15 protein-coding genes are annotated in these 17,846 nt (G+C 69.9%); 10 read left to right on the plus strand and 5 right to left on the minus strand.

Annotated features, from left to right (window positions below; all coding sequences use genetic code 11):
* Positions 1–2 precede the first annotated feature (2 nt).
* Positions 3–1,388, minus strand: a complete 1,386-nt coding sequence (locus CA951_RS05025; RefSeq protein WP_087555798.1) for a DUF349 domain-containing protein — start codon at positions 1,386–1,388, stop codon at positions 3–5.
* A 203-nt stretch (positions 1,389–1,591) separates the two neighbouring features.
* Here CA951_RS05025 and CA951_RS05030 point away from each other — a divergent pair, with 203 nt between their 5' ends.
* From CA951_RS05030 to CA951_RS05060, 7 genes are all read left to right on the plus strand, one after another.
* The gene (locus CA951_RS05030; RefSeq protein WP_087555799.1) at positions 1,592–2,308 is read left to right on the plus strand and encodes a class III extradiol dioxygenase subunit B-like domain-containing protein; all 717 of its coding nucleotides are present in this window, start codon (positions 1,592–1,594) and stop codon (positions 2,306–2,308) included.
* Positions 2,305–3,234, plus strand: coding sequence for a tRNA (adenosine(37)-N6)-dimethylallyltransferase MiaA (gene miaA, locus CA951_RS05035; protein WP_179220115.1), 930 nt, complete (start codon positions 2,305–2,307; stop codon positions 3,232–3,234). Before CA951_RS05030 ends, miaA begins: the two co-directional genes overlap by 4 nt.
* Positions 3,231–4,079: an RNA methyltransferase gene (locus tag CA951_RS05040; protein ID WP_087555801.1), complete on the plus strand. Its 849-nt coding sequence runs from the start codon at positions 3,231–3,233 to the stop codon at positions 4,077–4,079. The genes miaA and CA951_RS05040 overlap by 4 nt, the downstream gene beginning before the upstream one ends.
* A 60-nt stretch (positions 4,080–4,139) precedes the next feature.
* Complete coding sequence (gene dapF / locus CA951_RS05045; RefSeq protein ID WP_087555802.1) at positions 4,140–5,009, plus strand: diaminopimelate epimerase; 870 nt, start codon at positions 4,140–4,142, stop codon at positions 5,007–5,009.
* Between the two features lie 58 nt (positions 5,010–5,067).
* A complete protein-coding gene (gene hflX / locus CA951_RS05050) occupies positions 5,068–6,522 on the plus strand; it encodes a GTPase HflX (RefSeq protein ID WP_087555803.1) in 1,455 nt (484 codons plus the stop codon).
* Entirely contained in the window at positions 6,515–7,630 is a 1,116-nt protein-coding gene (locus CA951_RS05055; RefSeq protein ID WP_087555804.1) for a hypothetical protein, read from the plus strand. The genes hflX and CA951_RS05055 overlap by 8 nt, the downstream gene beginning before the upstream one ends.
* Positions 7,631–7,699: 69 nt before the next feature.
* Positions 7,700–9,022: an esterase family protein gene (locus tag CA951_RS05060; RefSeq protein WP_087555805.1), complete on the plus strand. Its 1,323-nt coding sequence runs from the start codon at positions 7,700–7,702 to the stop codon at positions 9,020–9,022.
* Between the two features lie 14 nt (positions 9,023–9,036).
* Here the strand turns inward: CA951_RS05060 and CA951_RS05065 are convergent, their stop codons facing one another.
* Genes CA951_RS05065 through CA951_RS05080 form a run of 4 tightly spaced genes read right to left on the minus strand, consistent with a single transcriptional unit; the run spans position 9,037 to position 13,209 of the window.
* Entirely contained in the window at positions 9,037–9,294 is a 258-nt protein-coding gene (locus CA951_RS05065) for an HPr family phosphocarrier protein (protein WP_005240765.1), read from the minus strand.
* Positions 9,295–9,351: 57 nt separating this feature from the next.
* Entirely contained in the window at positions 9,352–11,448 is a 2,097-nt protein-coding gene (locus CA951_RS05070) for a fructose-specific PTS transporter subunit EIIC (protein WP_087555806.1), read from the minus strand.
* A 16-nt stretch (positions 11,449–11,464) separates the two neighbouring features.
* Positions 11,465–12,445: a 1-phosphofructokinase gene (gene pfkB / locus CA951_RS05075; protein WP_087555807.1), complete on the minus strand. Its 981-nt coding sequence runs from the start codon at positions 12,443–12,445 to the stop codon at positions 11,465–11,467.
* Positions 12,442–13,209, minus strand: a complete 768-nt coding sequence (locus CA951_RS05080) for a DeoR/GlpR family DNA-binding transcription regulator (protein WP_087555994.1) — start codon at positions 13,207–13,209, stop codon at positions 12,442–12,444. The genes pfkB and CA951_RS05080 overlap by 4 nt, the downstream gene beginning before the upstream one ends.
* Before the next feature lie 197 nt (positions 13,210–13,406).
* On the opposite strand from CA951_RS05080, the gene ptsP reads away from it, so the two are divergent.
* The 3 genes from ptsP to CA951_RS05095 all read left to right on the plus strand — a co-directional run bounded on the left by ptsP (position 13,407) and on the right by CA951_RS05095 (position 17,765).
* Positions 13,407–15,077, plus strand: coding sequence for a phosphoenolpyruvate--protein phosphotransferase (gene ptsP, locus CA951_RS05085; protein ID WP_087555808.1), 1,671 nt, complete (start codon positions 13,407–13,409; stop codon positions 15,075–15,077).
* Between the two features lie 81 nt (positions 15,078–15,158).
* Positions 15,159–16,496 carry a uracil-xanthine permease family protein gene (locus CA951_RS05090; protein WP_256973337.1) on the plus strand — a complete coding sequence of 446 codons (1,338 nt, stop codon included), beginning with the start codon at positions 15,159–15,161 and terminating at the stop codon, positions 16,494–16,496.
* Positions 16,497–16,622: 126 nt separating this feature from the next.
* Complete coding sequence (locus tag CA951_RS05095; protein WP_043825891.1) at positions 16,623–17,765, plus strand: acyl-CoA dehydrogenase family protein; 1,143 nt, start codon at positions 16,623–16,625, stop codon at positions 17,763–17,765.
* Positions 17,766–17,846 lie beyond the last annotated feature (81 nt).

Raw genomic sequence — 17,846 nt, forward strand, 5'->3', positions numbered from 1 at the left:
GCCTACTGGCCGCTGACGGCGCCCTCTGCAGCCTCGGCCCATTCGCGCCACTGCTGGGCCTGCGCGAGGGCGCTCTCGGCGTCCTTCGTCTTGCCCGCCGCGGTGGCCTTGGCCGCCTGCTCCTCGAACTGCGTGACCCGCTCACGGAACTGCGCGGCCCGGGCGAGCGCCTCAGGGTCGGTGCGGCGCCATTCCTCGTCGGCGGCGTCGCGGACCCGCTTCTCGATGGCCCGCAGCTTGCCCTCGAGGTCGTGCATCCGCTCGCGGGGCACCTTGCCGATGGCGTCCCACTTCTCCTGCAGGTCGCGGAGTGCTGCCCTCGCCCCGTCGATGTCCTTGGACGGATCGATGTGGCCGGCGTTCTTCAGCAACTCCTCCTTGGCGACCGCGTTCTCCTCGAACTCGGCGTCGCGTTCGGAGGACGCGGCGTTGCGGGCGGCGAAGAAAACGTCCTGGGCGCCCTTGAAACGCTTCCACAAGTTGTCGTCGGCTTCCCGTGGTGCGCGTCCGGCGGCCTTCCATTCGGCGAGCAGATCGCGGAATGCTCCTGCCGTGGGACCCCAGTCGGTGGAGTCGGACAGTGCCTCCGCCCGCTCGACGAGTTCTTCCTTCTTGGTCTTGGCGGCGGCGCGCTCACGGTCGAGTTCGGCGAAATGCGCGCCGCGGCGCCGGTTGAACGCCTCCCGCGCCTTGGAATACCGCTTCCACAGGGCGTCGTCGACCTTCCGGTCGATCCCGCGGATCGTCTTCCACTCGTCCAGGATCTCGCGCAACCGGTCGCCGGCGGCTTTCCACTGCGTGGACTCCGCACCGATCTGTTCCGCCTCGGCGGCCAGTTCTTCCTTGCGTTCGGTGTGCGCCTGCCGCGACAGTTCCTTCTCGTGCTTGGCGTGGGCGGCCGCCTCGTCGGATCCGGCGATGATGACGTCGAGTCGCGCCGCGAGCGAGTCGATGTCGCCGATCACCGCGGCGGTCGGGAGGGATTCGGCGAGAGCGATCGCGGCCGTCTTCGTCTTCTTCGCGTCGCCCGCACCGGAATTGAGCCGGGCCTCGAGGAGGGCCACTTCGGTGGCGAGATCGTCGAAGCGCCGACCGAAGTGCGCCAGGCCTTCCGCCGCGTCTCCGGCCTGCCACGACCCGATCTGGCGTTCGCCGTCCGCGGTCTTCACCCAGGCGGTGCCGTCGTCGTCGACGCGGCCGAACTCGCTCGGATCACTGTGGGCGGGGGCGGCGACGGCGGGGGCGGAGAGGGCGTGCGTCGGTGTGGGGTGGGGCTTGGGTGCACCCGGTTTCGCGGCGGCACCCGGCTTCGGGACGCTGGGCTTCGGTGTGTCGTGCTGCTGAGCGGCAGGCTCCACGGCGGGCTTCGCGTCGCTGCTGTCGGTCATCGGTTCCTCATCTCTGCCGCGCGTCACGGCTGCCTGAACGCAATACTGGCTCCATACGACCCGGGACGGGTGCTGGCTCCATTCAACCCGGTACGGGCCCTGTGGACTATTGAATCAGGTCGGACGGTCCGTGTTGGTACCGATTGACGGCAGTGCCCGAATCGGATGTCGGGTCCGTGCCTGCGGTCGACTAGCGTGACTGTGTGTTCACCGCTGCCATCCTCGTGCCGTCCCCACCGTTGCTGGTACCCGAACTGACCGGGGCGGCCGCTGCGGAGACGGCGCCGCTGCGGGACGCGGTCCAGGAGGCGGCGAAGGCATTGTCCGCGATCGCCACCGAATGGGTGGCGGTCGGCGCGGCGCCCACCGCGGCGGAAGTGCGGGCCGACGCGCAGGGCACCTACCGCGGCTACGGCGTCGACGTGCGGGTCACACTGCGGCCCGGTCCAGTCGGCGAGCCCAACCCGGACCTGCCGCTCGCGGCGCTGACGGCCGGGTGGATCCGGGGAACGTGCGCGCCGGACGCCGTCGTCGACGCGCGGATCCTCGCCGCCGACCTGTCGCCGCAGCAGTGCGCCGCGTACGGCGCGGAACTGCGCGCATTTCTCGACCGGGACCCCGAGCCGCGCGGGCTGGTGATCGTCGCGGACGGGGCGAACACCCTCACGGCGAAGGCGCCGGGCGCGTTCGACCCCCGTGCGGAAGGCGTACAGGCCCGGGTCGACGCGGCCCTCGACACCGGCGACCGGGATGCGCTGCTCGCCCTCGACCCCGCCGAGTGCGCCGCCCTCGGCATCGGCGGGCGCGTCCCGTGGCAGGTGCTCGCCGGAGTGTTCGACGCGGCGCCCGCCTCCTGCCGGACGCTGTACAGCGCCGCGCCCTACGGAGTCGGCTACCACGTGGGGGAGTGGCGTCCGTGACCTCACCCGTGCCGATCGCCGTCGTCGGACCGACCGCCACCGGGAAGTCGGATCTCGCGCTGGACCTGGCCGAGCGCCTCGGCGGCGAAATCGTCAACATCGACGCCATGCAGCTGTACCGGGGCATGGACATCGGCACCGCCAAACTCGCTCCGGCCGAACGCCGCGGAATACCGCATCACCAACTCGACGTGCTCGACGTGACGCAGACGGCCACCGTCGCGAACTATCAGCAGGCCGCGGTCCGCGACGTGGAGGCGATCGCCGCCCGCGGCGCCGTGCCGGTCATCGTCGGCGGATCGATGATGTACGTGCAATCGCTGCTCGACGACTGGAGCTTCCCCGCCACCGATGCGTCGGTACGGGCGCGATGGGAAACCGTCCTCGCCGAGCAGGGCGTCGCGGCCGTCCACGCCGAACTGAGCCGGGTGGATCCCGACGCCGCCGCATCGATCCTCCCCACCGACGGCAGGCGTCTGGTCCGGGCCCTCGAAGTCGTCGAGATCACCGGCAGGCCGTTCGCGGCGTCCGCACCGCGCATCGGCGAACCACGCTGGGGTGCACACATCGTCGGCGTCGACCGCGACACGGCCGAACTCGACGACCGGATCCGGCTCCGCACCCGGCTGATGTTCGAACAGGGACTCGTCGACGAGGTGCGCGGGCTGATCGACGTGGGACTGCGCGAGGGCGTCACCGCACCCCGGGCCATCGGCTACGCACAGGTCCTCGCGTGGCTCGACGGCGAATACGACCTGGCCGAGGCGGAGGAACGCACCTCCATCGGCACCCGGCGCTACGTGCGCAGACAACGGTCCTGGTTCCGCCGCGACCCCCGCATCCACTGGGCCGACGGAAACACCCCCGACCTCGCGGACGCCACGATCCGCACCCTCGACGAGACGCGAACACTGGGAGAACGATGAGCCGAACACCGTCCGCGCGGCACCGTCCGGCCTCGTCCGTGCTGGTGACCACCCGCAACGCCCGCTTCCAGCAGTGGCAGTCGTACCTCACCAACCGTGCCAAGCGGACGAAGGCGGGACGCTTCCTGATCCAGGGCGTGCGCCCCCTCAACCTCGCCCTGGAACACGACTGGCCGATCGAAGCGCTGCTGCACCGTATCGACGGCCCGCCGCTGTCCGACTGGGCGCGGGAACTGCTCGCGACCCGATCCGTCGAACAGATCGGTGTCAGCGCCGAACTGATGACCGAACTCGGCGAGAAGACCGACACCGCGCCGGAACTGATCGCGGTCGCGAAGACCCGTGCCCCGCGACTGAAGGATCTGCGACTGCAGTCCGTCCCCCTCATCGTCGTGTTCGACCGGCCCACCTCGCCCGGAAACCTGGGCACCCTCGTCCGCTCCGCCAACGCGTTCGGCGCCGACGCGGTCGTCGTGGTCGGCCACGGCGCCGACCCGTTCGACCCCCGGAGCGTCCGCGCGTCCACCGGGTCGCTCTTCGCGATGCCGGTTGTCACCGTGTCGTCCGTCGACGAGATCCTCGCCTTCCGCGAAGCCCGGAAAGCGTCCGGAACCGAACTGCACATCGTCGGGACGGACGAGACCGGTTCCGTCACCATCGACGCCCACGACTTCGGTGGCGGCACAGTGCTCGTGATCGGCAACGAGACCCGCGGGATGAGCGCCGCGTGGCGAAATGCCTGCGACACGGTCGTCAACATCCCGATCGGGGGCGCGGCCAGTTCCCTCGGCGCGCCCTCCGCCGGCGCCGTCGCCCTCTACGAAATCGCCCGGCAGCGTAGATGAACCGCTCCGCGGCAGCGTAGATGAACCGCGCCCTCTCGGCCGTTGGTTAGAGTGGTGCGCATGGATTTCAGCAAGGGACACGGCACCGAGAACGACTTCGTGGTCCTCCCCGATCCCGACGTCCGCATCGATCTGTCCGCCCCGCGGGTGGCGGCGCTGTGCGATCGCAGGCGCGGACTCGGCGCCGACGGAATCCTGCGCGTCGCCAAGGCCGGGGCGCTGGCCGCTGCCGGTGTGCTCGCCGAACTCCCGGACGGCACGTCCGAGGACGACTGGTTCATGGACTACCGCAACGCCGACGGGTCGATCGCGGAAATGTGCGGCAACGGTGTCCGCGTCTTCGCCCACTACCTGCGCTCGACCGGTCTCGAGACGCGCGACGAGTTCGTCGTCGGCAGCCGGGCCGGCGGCAAACCGGTGATCGTGCACTCGGCCGACGGCTCCGTCGGCGAGGTCACCGTCGACATGGGTGTGGTGCGCGATCTCGGGACGAGCGCAGCCACCATCGACGGCAAGGTGTTCAACGGCATCGGCATCGACGTCGGCAATCCGCACCTGGCGTGTGTCGACGCGCACCTCACGGCGGCGTCCCTGTCGGCCCTCGACCTGACGGCCGCGCCCGGCTTCGATCCCGGTTTCTTCCCGCACGGCGTCAACGTGGAGATCCTCACCCGCATCGATTCGGGCGCCGTGGACATGCGGGTACACGAGCGTGGGGTCGGCGAGACCCGGTCGTGCGGCACCGGCACGGTGGCCGCGGCCACCGCCGCACTGCGCTTCGACGGCGCCGATTCCGGTGAGGTGAATGTCCGCATTCCCGGAGGTCAGGTCACGGTGGCGCTGTCCGGCGGACGGGCGACGTTGCGCGGACCATCGGTCCTGGTGGCGTCCGGGAACCTCGACGACAAGTGGTGGAACGGCCTCGCCTGATCGCCCTGCGCGAAATGCACGTGCACGCCCTCGACATTCCGTGGGATCATGAGGGTGTATGACGAAATCACATCGCACAGAAGAATCGCCGATCTCCGACTCCACCGAGTTCGCCTACGACGACGGGCGCCCTTCGGTCGGCGAGATGCAACTCGAGGACCGCAGCGCGCTGCGCCGAGTTGCCGGGCTCTCCACCGAGCTCACAGACGTCACCGAGGTCGAATACCGGCAGCTGCGCCTCGAACGCGTGGTGCTCGTCGGTGTCTGGACCCAGGGAACCGCGGCGCAGGCCGAATCCAGCATGGCCGAACTCGCGGCGCTGGCCGAGACCGCCGGATCCGAGGTCCTCGAGGGCCTCGTCCAGCGGCGGGACAAACCTGACGCGGCTACCTACATCGGGTCCGGCAAGGCCGAGGAACTCCGCGAGGTCGTGCTCTCGACCGGCGCCGACACCGTCATCTGCGACGGTGAACTCACTCCTGCGCAGCTGACCGCGCTGGAGAAGGTCGTCAAGGTCAAGGTCATCGACCGGACCGCCCTCATCCTCGACATCTTCGCCCAGCACGCCACGTCCAGGGAGGGTAAGGCGCAGGTGGCGCTGGCCCAGATGGAATACATGCTGCCCCGACTGCGCGGCTGGGGTGAATCGATGTCCCGGCAGGCGGGTGGTCGCGCCGGCAGCAACGGCGGCGTGGGTCTGCGCGGTCCCGGTGAGACCAAGATCGAGACGGACCGCCGTCGTATCCGTGAGCGGATGGCGAAACTGCGTCGCGAGATCAAGGGCATGAAGGCCGCCCGCGACACCAAACGCACCAGGCGTCTGCGCAGCGAGACCCCGTCCATCGCGATCGTCGGGTACACGAACGCCGGCAAGTCGAGCCTGCTCAACGCGTTGACCGGGTCCGGGGTGCTGGTGCAGAACGCACTGTTCGCCACCCTCGATCCCACCACCCGGCGGGCGGCGCTGGACGACGGCCGCGAATACGTCCTCACCGACACCGTCGGGTTCGTGCGGCACCTGCCGACACAGCTGATCGAGGCGTTCCGCTCGACGCTCGAGGAAGTGACGGACGCGGATCTGCTGCTGCACGTCGTCGACGGTTCCGATCCGCTGCCCACGGATCAGATCAAGGCGGTCCACGAGGTGATCACCGAGGTGATCCGGGAGAACGACGCCGCGGCACCGCCCGAGCTCATCGTGGTGAACAAGATCGACGACGCCGACCCGGTGACATTGACCCAGCTGCGTAGCCTGCTGCCCGGCGCGTCGTTCGTTTCCGCCCGGACCGGCGAGGGCATCGCCGAGTTGCGGGCCCATCTCAGCGACGTCCTGGTCCGCCCGGAGATCGAGGTCAGCGTTCTCCTCCCGTACAACCGGGGCGATCTGATGGCCCGGATTCACTCGGACGGTCAGATCCTCGACTCCTCCCACGAGGAGGACGGCACACGCGTCCACGCGCGGGTGCCCGAAGCGCTGGCGTCGGCACTGGTCGAGTACAGCGGCAGTGCCTGACCGCTCACGGTGGTCCGCCCGCGTGGCGGTCGCCGTGCTCGCGGCGTGCGCACCGCTCGCCGCGGCGGGAGTGGGGTCCGCTGAGCCGTTCTTCCGCGACCAGACCGCGGTCGACGCGTCGGAGTTCGGTCCGCTGTGCACTCCCGACGATTCGGCGGTCGGTGCCCCGGACGAGGCCTCGCTCGAGGAGCTGTCGGGCCTCGTGTCGGCTGGGGGGCTGCTCTACGCGGTCGGCGACAGCGGGTCCGATCGCGCGGTCGCGGTGATGGACGGGAACTGCGCCGTGCAGCGCTGGCTTCCGCTGCCGGTCGATCCGTACGACGTCGAGGACCTGGCGTCCGGCCCCGACGGCCGGCTGTGGCTGGCCGACACCGGCGACAACGGACGCAGGCGCGAGACGGTGGCGTTGATCGCGATGGACCGTGACACGGGCGCGGGAGAGCTGCATCGGCTGACGTATCCGGACGGCCCCCACGACGCCGAGACCGTCCTCGTCCAGCAAGACGGCACCCCGCTGATCGTCACGAAGGAAGTGTTCGGGGCGGGCAACGTGTACCGGCCCGTCGGCGGTGTCGCCGTGGGCGACCTCGCGAGCCCCGGCCCGACCCCGCTGGAGAAGGTCGGAACGCTGGACGTCGCGGCGACGAACGGCGCCGACGACGCGACCACCGGCAGCGGCACCACGGCCCCGGCCGTGCATTCGACGATGTTCACCGGCGGGGCCGTGTCCGCAGACGGGACCGTCGCCGCCGTGCGCAGCTATTCCGACGTGTTCCTGTTCTCCGCGCCGGACGGCGACCTGGCGGCGGCGTTCGCGGCCGGGCCGGTCGTGCGCGCACACGTGCCGGAGCAGCCGCAGGGGGAGTCGATCGCGTTCACCGAGAACGGCGACCTGCTGATCGCCTCCGAGGCCAGGGAGGGGCCCGTTCCACCGATTCGGGTGCTGCCCGGGGCGGTGTCGAGGGTGCAGGAGCAGGCCCGTGTCCAGGCCGTCTCGGACGAGACGTCGACGCAGTCGCCGGGAACGCTGTGGGGGATCGGGGTCGCGGGCGGCGCAGTAGTGCTCGTCGTGGTCGCCGGCTATCTCGTCCGCCGTCGTGCCCGATAGGTCTGATTTGCGAGAAATGTTGCGAGCCTGATTCTTTCGGTGGGTGACACGGTGTGAATACTGGGCGCTGTGCACGCCCACGAGTTGTTGTCGCGTATCGCCCACCTGTCGCTCGAGCACGGTCGCGCCCGGTTCGCGTTGACGGCGGCCGTGCTGGGAGGCCTCGTCGTGTTGCTCGCGGTGACTCGTTCGGTCAGGCTGCGGGTCGTCGGCGCCGCGGCGGTCGCGGTGCCCGTGACCGCCGTGATCGGAGGCGTCGTGTGGGCGGCGTACCGTCCGCTGCCCAATCAGATACCGCTCACCGGGTACGCCTGGATCTGGCTCGCCGTCGGCGTCCTCGTCCTCGCCGGGGCGCTGCTGCTCCGGAAACCCGGCGTCCGGCGGGCCGGAGTGATCGGTGTGGCGGCCGCCGTGGTCGCGGCCGCGGCGGTGGGCCAGGTCAACGCGGAGGTCGGGGTCTTCCCGACCGCAGGCTCGCTGGTGGGGCACCGTCCACCGGCCACTGTTCAGCCGGTGGCGTTCGGTGACGTCTCCGGGTTCGAGGACTCGGTGCAGTCGGGGACCCCGATGGACTCGGCGTGGACACGTCCGGTGCGTACACCCGGCTCCGGTGTGGTGACCGAAGTGGAGATCCCGGGCACCGAATCCGGATTCGCGGCCCGGCCGGCCGTGCTGTACCTGCCGCCGGCGTACCTGACGTCACCCCGGGCGCTGCTCCCCGTCCTGGTGATGATCGCGGGACAGCCGGGGCGGCCCCAGGACTGGTTCAGCAGCGGACGACTGGGGTCTACGGTGGACGCGTATGCCGCACGGCACGACGGACTCGCACCGGTCGTCGTGGTGGTCGACGCGCTGGGGTCGCAGGACGCGAATCCGCTGTGCCTCGACTCGGCGCTCGGCAACGCCGCCACCTACGTGGCTCGCGACGTCCCCGCCTGGATCGAGACGTCCCTGCAGGTGTCGCACGATGCGGCGCAGTGGGCGATCGGCGGATTCTCCTACGGCGGAACCTGCTCGATCCAGCTGGCGGTGAACTATCCGCGGACCTTCCCGACGTTTCTCGATTTCCTCGGTCAGGACGAGCCCTCGCTCGGCGATCACGCGGGGACGGTCGCGGCGACGTTCGGCGGCGACGAGCGCGCGTTCGCGGCGGTCAATCCGGCCGACGTGCTGAAGACACGGCAGTTCCCGGAGTTGACCGGGGTGTTCGTGGCCGGTGCCGCCGACGACGAGTACCGCCCGCAGCAGCAGCGAATGTTCGCTGCCGCGCGGGCGGCCGGTCTGAACGTGCGGTACTACGAGCTTCCCGGTGGCCACGAGGGCGCCACCTGGAGTGCGGCCCTCGAGCGCGAGATGGACTGGACCGGCCGTCGGCTGGGGCTCACCAGCTGACGGCCGGGTACCGGTCAGGCGTCGAGGTCGGCCGCCACCAGCTGCGCGACCTTCTCGACGGCGTCGGCGTCGTCGCTGGTGACCGTGACGTCGGTGCCCTTGGTGGCGCCGAGCGTCATGATGAGCAGTGCGGAACCGGCGTCCACGGGTTCGCTGTCCGCCACGGCCAGCGTGACGGGCACCCCGGCGGCGGCAACCGCTTCGGCGATGACGGCGGCGGGACGGGCGTGCAGGCCGATGGACGAACCGACGGCGACTGTGGTGCTGGGCATGGACTCTCTCCTCTGTCGGTGGGGTTGGTGCGGGCCGAGCGGGTCGATCTGTTTCTCTTACGCTGCGACTGTCGCAACGTCGGGGTCGAGTTCGGCGTCGGACGCGCCGGGCTTGATGAATTCCTTCGCGCCGACGACGCACAGTGCGGAGACGACGACACCGGCGGCCAGTGAGACGAGGAACCACAGCAGGTTGCCGATGGCGAAGAAGACGAAGATTCCGCCGTGCGGTGCGCTGAGCGTGACGTTGAACGCCATGATCAGGGCGCCGGTGACGGCGCCGCCGGCCATCATCGAGGGGATGACGCGCAGCGGGTCGGCGGCGGCGAACGGAATGGCGCCTTCGGAGATGAACGCCGAGCCGAGGAGCCAGGCTGCCTTGCCGTTCTCCCGTTCCGCCTCGCTGAACAGGCTGGGACGGAGGACGGTCGACGCCAGGGCCATGGCCAGCGGCGGGACCATGCCCGCAGCCATCACGGCCGCCATGATCCGCAGCGACGCGGTGTCGTTGACGTTGAGGCCGGCCACCGCGAACGCGTATGCGGCCTTGTTGACCGGGCCACCGAGGTCGAAGCACATCATCAGCCCGAGGATGATGCCGAGGAAGATGACGGAGCTACCGGACAGGCCGTTGAGCCAGTCCGTCATGCCCGTCGTGATCGCGGCCAGCGGTCGGCCCAGGACCAGGAACATGAGTGCGCCGACGATCAGCGTCGCGAACAGCGGGATGATCACCACAGGCATCAGGCCGCGCAACCACTGGGGCACCGGGATCCGGCTGATCCACAGCGCGACGCCACCGGCGATCAGACCGCCGACGAGGCCTCCGATGAATCCGCCGCCGACGAAGACCGCCACCGCACCGGCGGTGAAGCCCGGCGCCAGACCGGGCCGGTCGGCGATCGCGAAGGCGATGTAACCGGCCAGCGCGGGGACGAGGAAGCTGAACGCGAGCGAACCCAGCTGGAACAGCACCGCGCCCAGGTATGTCGTCAGGCCACCGTCGGGGAGTTGGCCGAGGGAATTATTGAGGACGATGTCCTCCGCGGGACCGGAGATCTCGTAGCCGCCGAGCAGGAACCCGAGGGCGATCAGCAGACCACCCGCGGCGACGAACGGGATCATGTAACTGACACCGGTGAGCAGCACCTGACGCAGGTGGGTGCCCCAGCCGATCGATCCGGCCGGCTCGTCCGCGGCGCTGCCCGCGCTACCCGCGTCGACGGTCGCCGCGGACGGGTTCATGCCCGCACGCAGCGCCTCGGTGATCATGGTGTCGGGCTCGTTGATCGCGCGCTTGACTCCCGACGCGACCACCGGCTTGCCTGCGAAACGCTCCTTGCCCTTCACCCCGACGTCGGTGGCGAAGATGACGGCGGATGCGCCCGCGATCACCCCGGCTGCGAGCGGTGTGCTGCCGCTCGAACCCTGCGTCTCCACGTGGACGACGACGCCTGCGCGTTCGCCGGCGGCGACGAGGGAGTCGGCGGCCATGTAGGTGTGAGCGATGCCGGTCGGGCAGGCCGTGACCGCGACGATGTGCTTCGGCCCCGCCTCGGGCTCCGGTTCCTTTTCCGGGGCGACCGGTTCGGGCTTCGTTGCCGGAGCCGCGGCCGCAGCGGCGGGTGCAGCAGCGGCCGTCGCGGTAGCAGCGGGTGCAGCGGCGGCGGGTGCGGGTGCCAGGACGTCGTTCACCAGGGTGACGATCTCGGCGGGGGTCTTCGCATCACGCAGCGCGCCGACGAACGCCGGGCGGACCAGCGCCCGGGCGAGCGAGGAGAGCAGCTTCATGTGCTCCGCGCCCGCACCCTCGGGTGCGGCGATGAGGAATACCAGATCGGCGGGTCCGTCGGGGGCGCCGAAGTCGACCTTCGGGGCGAGCCGGGCGAATCCGAGAGATGCCGCGACGACGGCCTCCGAACGGCAGTGCGGGATCGCGATCCCACCGGGAAGTCCTGTCGCCGATTGTGATTCACGCGCCAGCGCGGCGTCGCGGAGAGCATCCGCCTCCGTGGCGCGACCGGCGTCCGCCAGACGCTGGGAGAGCGCGGAGATCACGTCCTCCTTGGTGACTCCGAGGTCGGTGTCCAGGGAGATCAGATCTTCGCTGATGATCTGCGGCCCCGAATCGCGGTCGGGTGTCGAGTGAGACATGGTGTTTCCTTCTGGTTCAGGCCGGATCGGGGGCGGGGGAGCTGAGGGCGGTGACGGTGACGGCGTCGATGTCGACGTGTTCGGGGGTCGGCAGGGTGGTGCCCGGGAGGGCGGCCGCCGCGCTGCCGTAGGCGACGGCGGATCGGAGGCAGTCCGCAGGCGACGCGCCGGACAGGTGCGCTGCCAGATAGCCGGCCAGCGACGAGTCGCCTGCGCCGACGGTGCTGCGGGCCACGATCGGTGGTGGCGTGGCCCACCAGGCGCCGGCCTCCGTCACGAGAACGGCGCCCGCGGCGCCGAGCGTGGCGAGGACGGCTTCGACCCCACGGTCCACGAGTTGCCTGCCCGCGTGGGCGGTGGCCGTCGGGTCCCCGCGCAGCGCCGACTCCTCGAGCAGGTGCCCGTCGGCGCCGGTGAGTTGCGCGAGTTCCTCGCTGTTCGGTTTCACGAGGTCGGGGCAGCCCGCCGGGAACCGGTCCGCGAGGGCGAGCAGTGGTGCGTCCGACGTGTCGACGGCGACCCGGCACGACGCCGAACGCAGTGCCTCGACGAGTGTGGCGTACCAGTCGGTGGGAATGCCCGGGGGAAGGGAACCGGACAGCACCACCCATTCGGCCCGGGACCCGCGTTCGATGATCTCCGACTGCAGGTCGGCGAGGGACCCGGCCGACATCGTGACACCGGGTTCGTTGATCTTGGTGGTGGTGCCGTCGGGTTCGGTGATGGTGATGTTGGTGCGTGCCGACCCGGACGTCGCCACGGTCACGTGCTCGATCCCGTGCTCGGACAACGCGGTGAGCAGGGGGTCGCCGGCGTTGCCGGGCAGCACCGCCACAGCGTCGACACCGGCGGACGTGAGCGCGCGGGCGACGTTGACGCCCTTGCCTCCGGGGTCGCTGTGGGTCGCGGCTGCGCGCAGGACGGTGCCCCGTTCGAGGCGCCCGAGCAGGTTGACGGTGCGGTCGATGCTCGGATTGGCGGTCAGCGTGACGATCATGCGATCACCACCTCGATTCCCTGGTCGTGGAAATGGGCTCGGTCTGCGGAACTGATTTCGGCGTCGGTGACGAGGATGTCGACGCTGTGGATGGGGGCGAAGCTGACGAGGTGCTCCCGGCCGACCTTCGACGAGTCGGCGACCACGACGACGTGGTTGGCGCACCGGACCATCGCGCGCTTGACCGCGGCCTCCTCGGTGTCCGGTGTGGACAGGCCGTGGCCGACGCTGAGCGCATTGGTGCCGATGAACGCGACGTCGACGCGAAGCACGTCGAGGATGCGCAGCGCCTCTTCGCCGACGGCGGCCTGCGTGATTCCGCGCACCCGGCCGCCGAGCATGTGCAGGGTCACCGAGTTGAGTCCCGCGAGCCGGGCTGCGATCGGCACCGAGTTGGTGATCACGGTGAGGTCCAGATCGGACGGGAGTTCCGGGATGATGCGCCCGGTGGTGGTTCCCGCGTCGAACAGCACGCTGCCACCGGACGGCGGCAGGTAGGCGGCGGCGCGCTTGGCGATCCGGTCCTTCTGCTCGGCGCGGGTGTGATCGCGCTCCGTCATGCCGGGCTCGGTGACGGTGAGGGAACCCGCGGGCACCGCGCCGCCGTGCACGCGGCGGACGTGGCCGAGGCGTTCGAGCAGCGCGAGGTCGCGGCGCACGGTCTCGGTGGTGACGCCGAAGGTGTCGGAGAGGTCGGCGACGGACATGCGCCCCCGCTGCGAGATCAGCGTGGTGACCGCTTGCTGGCGTTCTTCCGGATACACCGTGACCCCGTTCCTGTTCTCGTCGATGAAGTGTTCGGTGACGTGATCCGTTATGGTCTGCATCACACGAAATGTTGTGTCATGTTGTTTTACGCCCGACTGTGTTGACATGTCAAGAGTTGAGAGTAATCTCCGTCACATAGTCGATTCGCATTTCCGACTGCGTGACGACAGAACGAGCCGGCCAGGAGGACCCGATGACCGAAGACCGTGAAATCGTGCGAGGTACGCCGGTGGTACCGGGCATTGCCTACGCGCCGGTGATCTGGCCGGCCCCGCGACCGGAGGTCGCACCCGGATCCGCCCGGATCGACGAGGCGTCGCGCGACGCGGAGAAGGTCCGCTTCGAGGAAGCGGCCGCCGTGGTGTCGCAGCGACTCCGCGACCGCGCGGCGAGCGTCTCCGGCGCCGCGGCAGAGGTGCTGCAGGCGAACGCGGCGATGGCCGCCGACCGCGGCTGGCTCGGTGCCGCGCAGAAGCTGATCGCCGGCGGAACCCCGGCCGGGGAGGCGGCAGCGGAGGCCACCGAGCAGTTCGCCACCCTGTTCACCAAGATGGGTGGGCTGATGGCCGAACGCGTGACCGACCTGCGCGACATCCGCGACCGCGTCGTCTCCGAACTCCTCGGTCTGCCCGAGCCCGGCATCCCTGTGCCCACGACCCCGTCGATCCTCTGCGCCCAGGATCTTGCGCCTGCCGACACCGCCGGTCTCGATCCCGAACTGATCGTCGGCCTCGTAACCGTTCTCGGCGGCCCCACGAGCCACACCGCGATCATCTCGCGGCAGTTGGGCATCCCGTGCGTCGTCGCGGTGCGCGATCTCGAATCCGTCGTCTCGGGCACCCCGGTCCTCCTCGACGGCTCGGCGGGTGAACTCGTGATGGAACCGGACCCGGTCGAGGCCCGCGCCGCCGTCGAACACGGCCGCGCCGAACGGCTCCGCATCCAGTCGTGGGAGGGGCCCGGCCGCACCAGCGACGGACACGCCGTGTCGATCCTCGCCAACGTGCAGGACGGGGCCGGCGCGCGGTCGGCGTCCGGGACCGCCGCCGAGGGCGTCGGACTGTTCCGCACCGAGTTGTGCTTCCTGGACCGCGATTCCGAGCCCGGAGTCGACGAGCAGGCCGAGATCTACGGCGAGGTGCTCGACGCGTTCGCGGGCCGGAAAGTGGTGATCCGGACCCTCGACGCGGGATCGGACAAACCGCTGCGCTTCGCCAATCACGCCGACGAGGCGAACCCCGCGCTCGGCGTTCGCGGTATCCGCATCGCCGAACAGAACCCGGGCATCCTCAGCAGGCAACTCGACGCCGTCGCCGCCGCGGCCAAGCAGACGCAGTCGCAGCCGTGGGTGATGGCACCGATGATTTCGACTCCCGCCGAAGCCGAATCCTTCGCCGCCGAAGTCCGCGCCCGCGGCCTCGTGCCCGGTGTGATGGTCGAGGTGCCTGCCGCGGCGCTGCTGGCGGACCGCCTCCTGCGCCACGTCGACTTCCTGTCCATCGGCACGAACGACCTCGCGCAGTACACGATGGCCGCCGACCGGATGTCCTCCGACCTGGCCTCGCTCACCGACCCCTGGCAGCCGGCCGTTCTCGCGCTCGTCGCGCGCACGGCCGAGGCCGGCGTCGCGGCAGGCAAACCGGTCGGCGTCTGCGGCGAGGCCGCCGCCGACCCGCTGCTCGCCTGCGTACTGATCGGACTCGGCGTCACGTCGCTGTCCTGCGCGGGTGCCGCCGTCTCCGGAGTGGGGGCGAAGGTGGGATCGGTCACGCTCGACGACTGCCGCCGGGCCGCCGAGGACGTGCTCGCCACGAGCGATCCCGCGGAAGCGCGCGCCGCGGCGGTGCGGGTGCTCGGCACGTAGTCCCGGTTCCCGGCACGATTTTCGGCGGGATTCGGTCCCGAGGGCGCGAAACTCGCAGATCGTGCCTACGATTGGCCAACTGTGACGAAACGAGAAACCGGCGCACCCGGCACCCCCGACGGTCCGGTCGGCGGCTCTGCCGAGGTGTCCGCCCCCACAAGGGCCTTCGGGTGGACACTGCACGGCGACGGCAGGCGGATCGGCGAAGGCGAGGTGGTCGCTCCCGGCGAGCGCCTCACCTGGCCGCGCACGGTCGGAATCGGGATGCAGCACGTCATCGCGATGTTCGGCGCCACCCTCCTGGTGCCGACCATCACCGGGTTCCCGGTCACCACGACGCTGCTGTTCTCGGGGATCGGGACCGTCCTGTTCCTGCTCATCACCCGCGGCCGCATCCCCAGCTACCTGGGGTCGTCGTTCGCATTCATCGCGCCGCTGACGGCGTCGCAGAGTTCTGGTCCCGCAGCGCAACTCGGCGGCGTCGCGGCCGCGGGTCTGCTGCTGCTCGTCATCGGTGTCGCGGTGAAACTGGCCGGGTCGCAGGTCATCGACGCGGTGATGCCGCCAGTCGTCACCGGTGCCGTGGTGGCGCTGATCGGGCTCAATCTCGCACCCACCGCGGTGGATTCGTTCGAGTCGCAACCGCTGATCGCCGGGGTCACCCTGCTCGCGATCCTGCTCGTGACCGTCCTCGGCCCGGGGTTGCTGGGCCGACTCGGCATCCTCGTCGGCGTCGTCGTCGGCTGGGTGTTCGCCGCGGTGACCGGCGGTCTCGCGGAAGAGCGGGTGACGGCGTTGCGGGACGCGGCCTGGTTCGGTGTGCCCGAACTGCGGGGACCGACGTTCGAATGGTCCGTGATCGCACTGACCCTGCCGGTGGTCATCGTCCTGATCGCCGAGAACGTCGGCCACGTCAAGGCAGTGTCGGCCATGACGGGTCGCTCCCTCGACGACGTCGCCGGCAACGCCCTCGTCGCGGACGGACTTGCCACCACCCTCGCCGGGTTCGGCGGAGGGTCCGGAACCACCACCTACGCCGAGAACATCGGCGTGATGGCCGCGACGCGGGTGTACTCCACCGCTGCCTACTGGGTCGCGGCCGCCACGGCCGTGGTGCTCGCGTTCTCACCGAAGTTCGGGGCCCTCGTCTTCACCGTGCCGAACGGTGTCATCGGCGGCGCCACCCTCGTGCTGTACGGCCTGATCGGCGTCCTCGGCGTGCGGATCTGGATGGACGCCGAGGTCGACTTCACCGACCCCGTCAACCTCACCGTGGTCGCCGCGGCGCTCGTCGCCGGCATCGGCGACCTGACCTTGACGGTCGGATCGGTGGAACTCGGCGGCATCGCCTGGGGTTCGGTGGGCATCCTCGTCGCCTACCCGGTGATGCGCCGGCTCGCGCGGTTCCGCAAACCCTGACACGGTGACCGGATGGGTCACGAATCCCGATCACCTGGGTCATTCACCCCGTAGGTCCTCGCCTCTACCGTCGAACGAGACGTATCTCGAACGAGACGTAACAGACAGTTGATACGAGGAGTCGGCGTGGAGCGCACCCTGTTCGAACCGGAGCACGAACTGTTCCGGGAGTCGTACCGCAAGTTTCTCGCACAGCACGCCGAGCCGAACCACGCCAAGTGGGAAGAGCAGAACATCGTCGACCGCAGCCTCTGGGTCGAGGCCGGAAAGCAGGGCTTCCTCGGCATGGCCGTGCCGGAGGAATTCGGCGGCGGCGGCGTGCGCGACTTCCGGTACAACGCGATCATCACCGAGGAGACCACCCGCGGCGGGTACAGCGGCATCGGCTTCACGCTCCACAACGACGTCGTCGCGCCGTACCTGCTCGAACTGAGCAACGACGAGCAGAAGCAGCGGTGGCTGCCCGGCTTCGCGTCCGGTGAGCTGATCACGGCGATCGCTATGACCGAACCGGGAACCGGCAGCGACCTGCAGGGCATCAAGACGCGCGCCGTGCGCGACGGCGACGACTGGGTCCTCAACGGTTCCAAGACGTTCATCACCAACGGCATCAACGCCGACCTCGTGATCGTCGTCGCATGTACCGATCCCGACAAGGGAGCGCAGGGATTCAGCCTCCTCGTGGTCGAACGGGACATGCCGGGCTTCGAACGCGGCCGCAACCTCGACAAGATCGGGATGAAAGCCCAGGACACCGCTGAGTTGAGCTTCACCGACGTCCGCGTCCCTGCCGCCAACCTCCTCGGTGAGGAAGGCATGGGATTCCTCTATCTGATGAAGAACCTCCCGCAGGAGCGGTTGTCGATCGCCGTGGTGGCCGCCGCCGCTATGGAATCGGCGCTGGACATGACGATCCAGTACTGCCGCGACCGGAAGGCCTTCGGAAAGTCGATCGGCAGCTTCCAGAACACGCGCTTCGTGCTCGCCGAACTCGCCACGGAGGCGACGGCCGTCCGGGTCCTCGTCGACAAGTTCATCGAACTGCTCAACGACGAGAAGCTGTCGGTGCAGGAAGCGGCGATGGCCAAGTGGTGGACCACCGAGGCGCAGGTCCGGCTGATCGACCGGTGCCTGCAGCTGCACGGCGGCTACGGCTACATGAAGGAGTATCCGATTGCGAAGGCGTACATGGATTCTCGGGTCCAGACCATCTACGGCGGGACCACCGAGATCATGAAGGAAATCATCGGTCGCGGACTCAATCTCTGACGCCGCACGACCTGCGTATCTGCAGGCGAACTTCGGCCTCCGGCCGTACCCGGATGGATGCGAGTGGGGCCCCACGGCGAT

It is taken from the genome of Rhodococcus sp. NCIMB 12038, assembly GCF_002165735.1.
GTDB lineage: Bacteria > Actinomycetota > Actinomycetes > Mycobacteriales > Mycobacteriaceae > Rhodococcus_F.

Coding starts and splice junctions, on each gene's coding strand:
- CA951_RS05025 (WP_087555798.1), bottom strand. CDS start 1,388: ATGACCGACAGCAGCGACGCGAAGCCCGCCGTGGAGCCTGCCGCTCAG.
- CA951_RS05040 (WP_087555801.1), top strand. CDS start 3,231: ATGAGCCGAACACCGTCCGCGCGGCACCGTCCGGCCTCGTCCGTGCTG.
- dapF (WP_087555802.1), top strand. CDS start 4,140: ATGGATTTCAGCAAGGGACACGGCACCGAGAACGACTTCGTGGTCCTC.
- hflX (WP_087555803.1), top strand. CDS start 5,068: ATGACGAAATCACATCGCACAGAAGAATCGCCGATCTCCGACTCCACC.
- CA951_RS05065 (WP_005240765.1), bottom strand. CDS start 9,294: ATGCCCAGCACCACAGTCGCCGTCGGTTCGTCCATCGGCCTGCACGCC.
- CA951_RS05070 (WP_087555806.1), bottom strand. CDS start 11,448: ATGTCTCACTCGACACCCGACCGCGATTCGGGGCCGCAGATCATCAGC.
- pfkB (WP_087555807.1), bottom strand. CDS start 12,445: ATGATCGTCACGCTGACCGCCAATCCGAGCATCGACCGCACCGTCAAC.
- ptsP (WP_087555808.1), top strand. CDS start 13,407: ATGACCGAAGACCGTGAAATCGTGCGAGGTACGCCGGTGGTACCGGGC.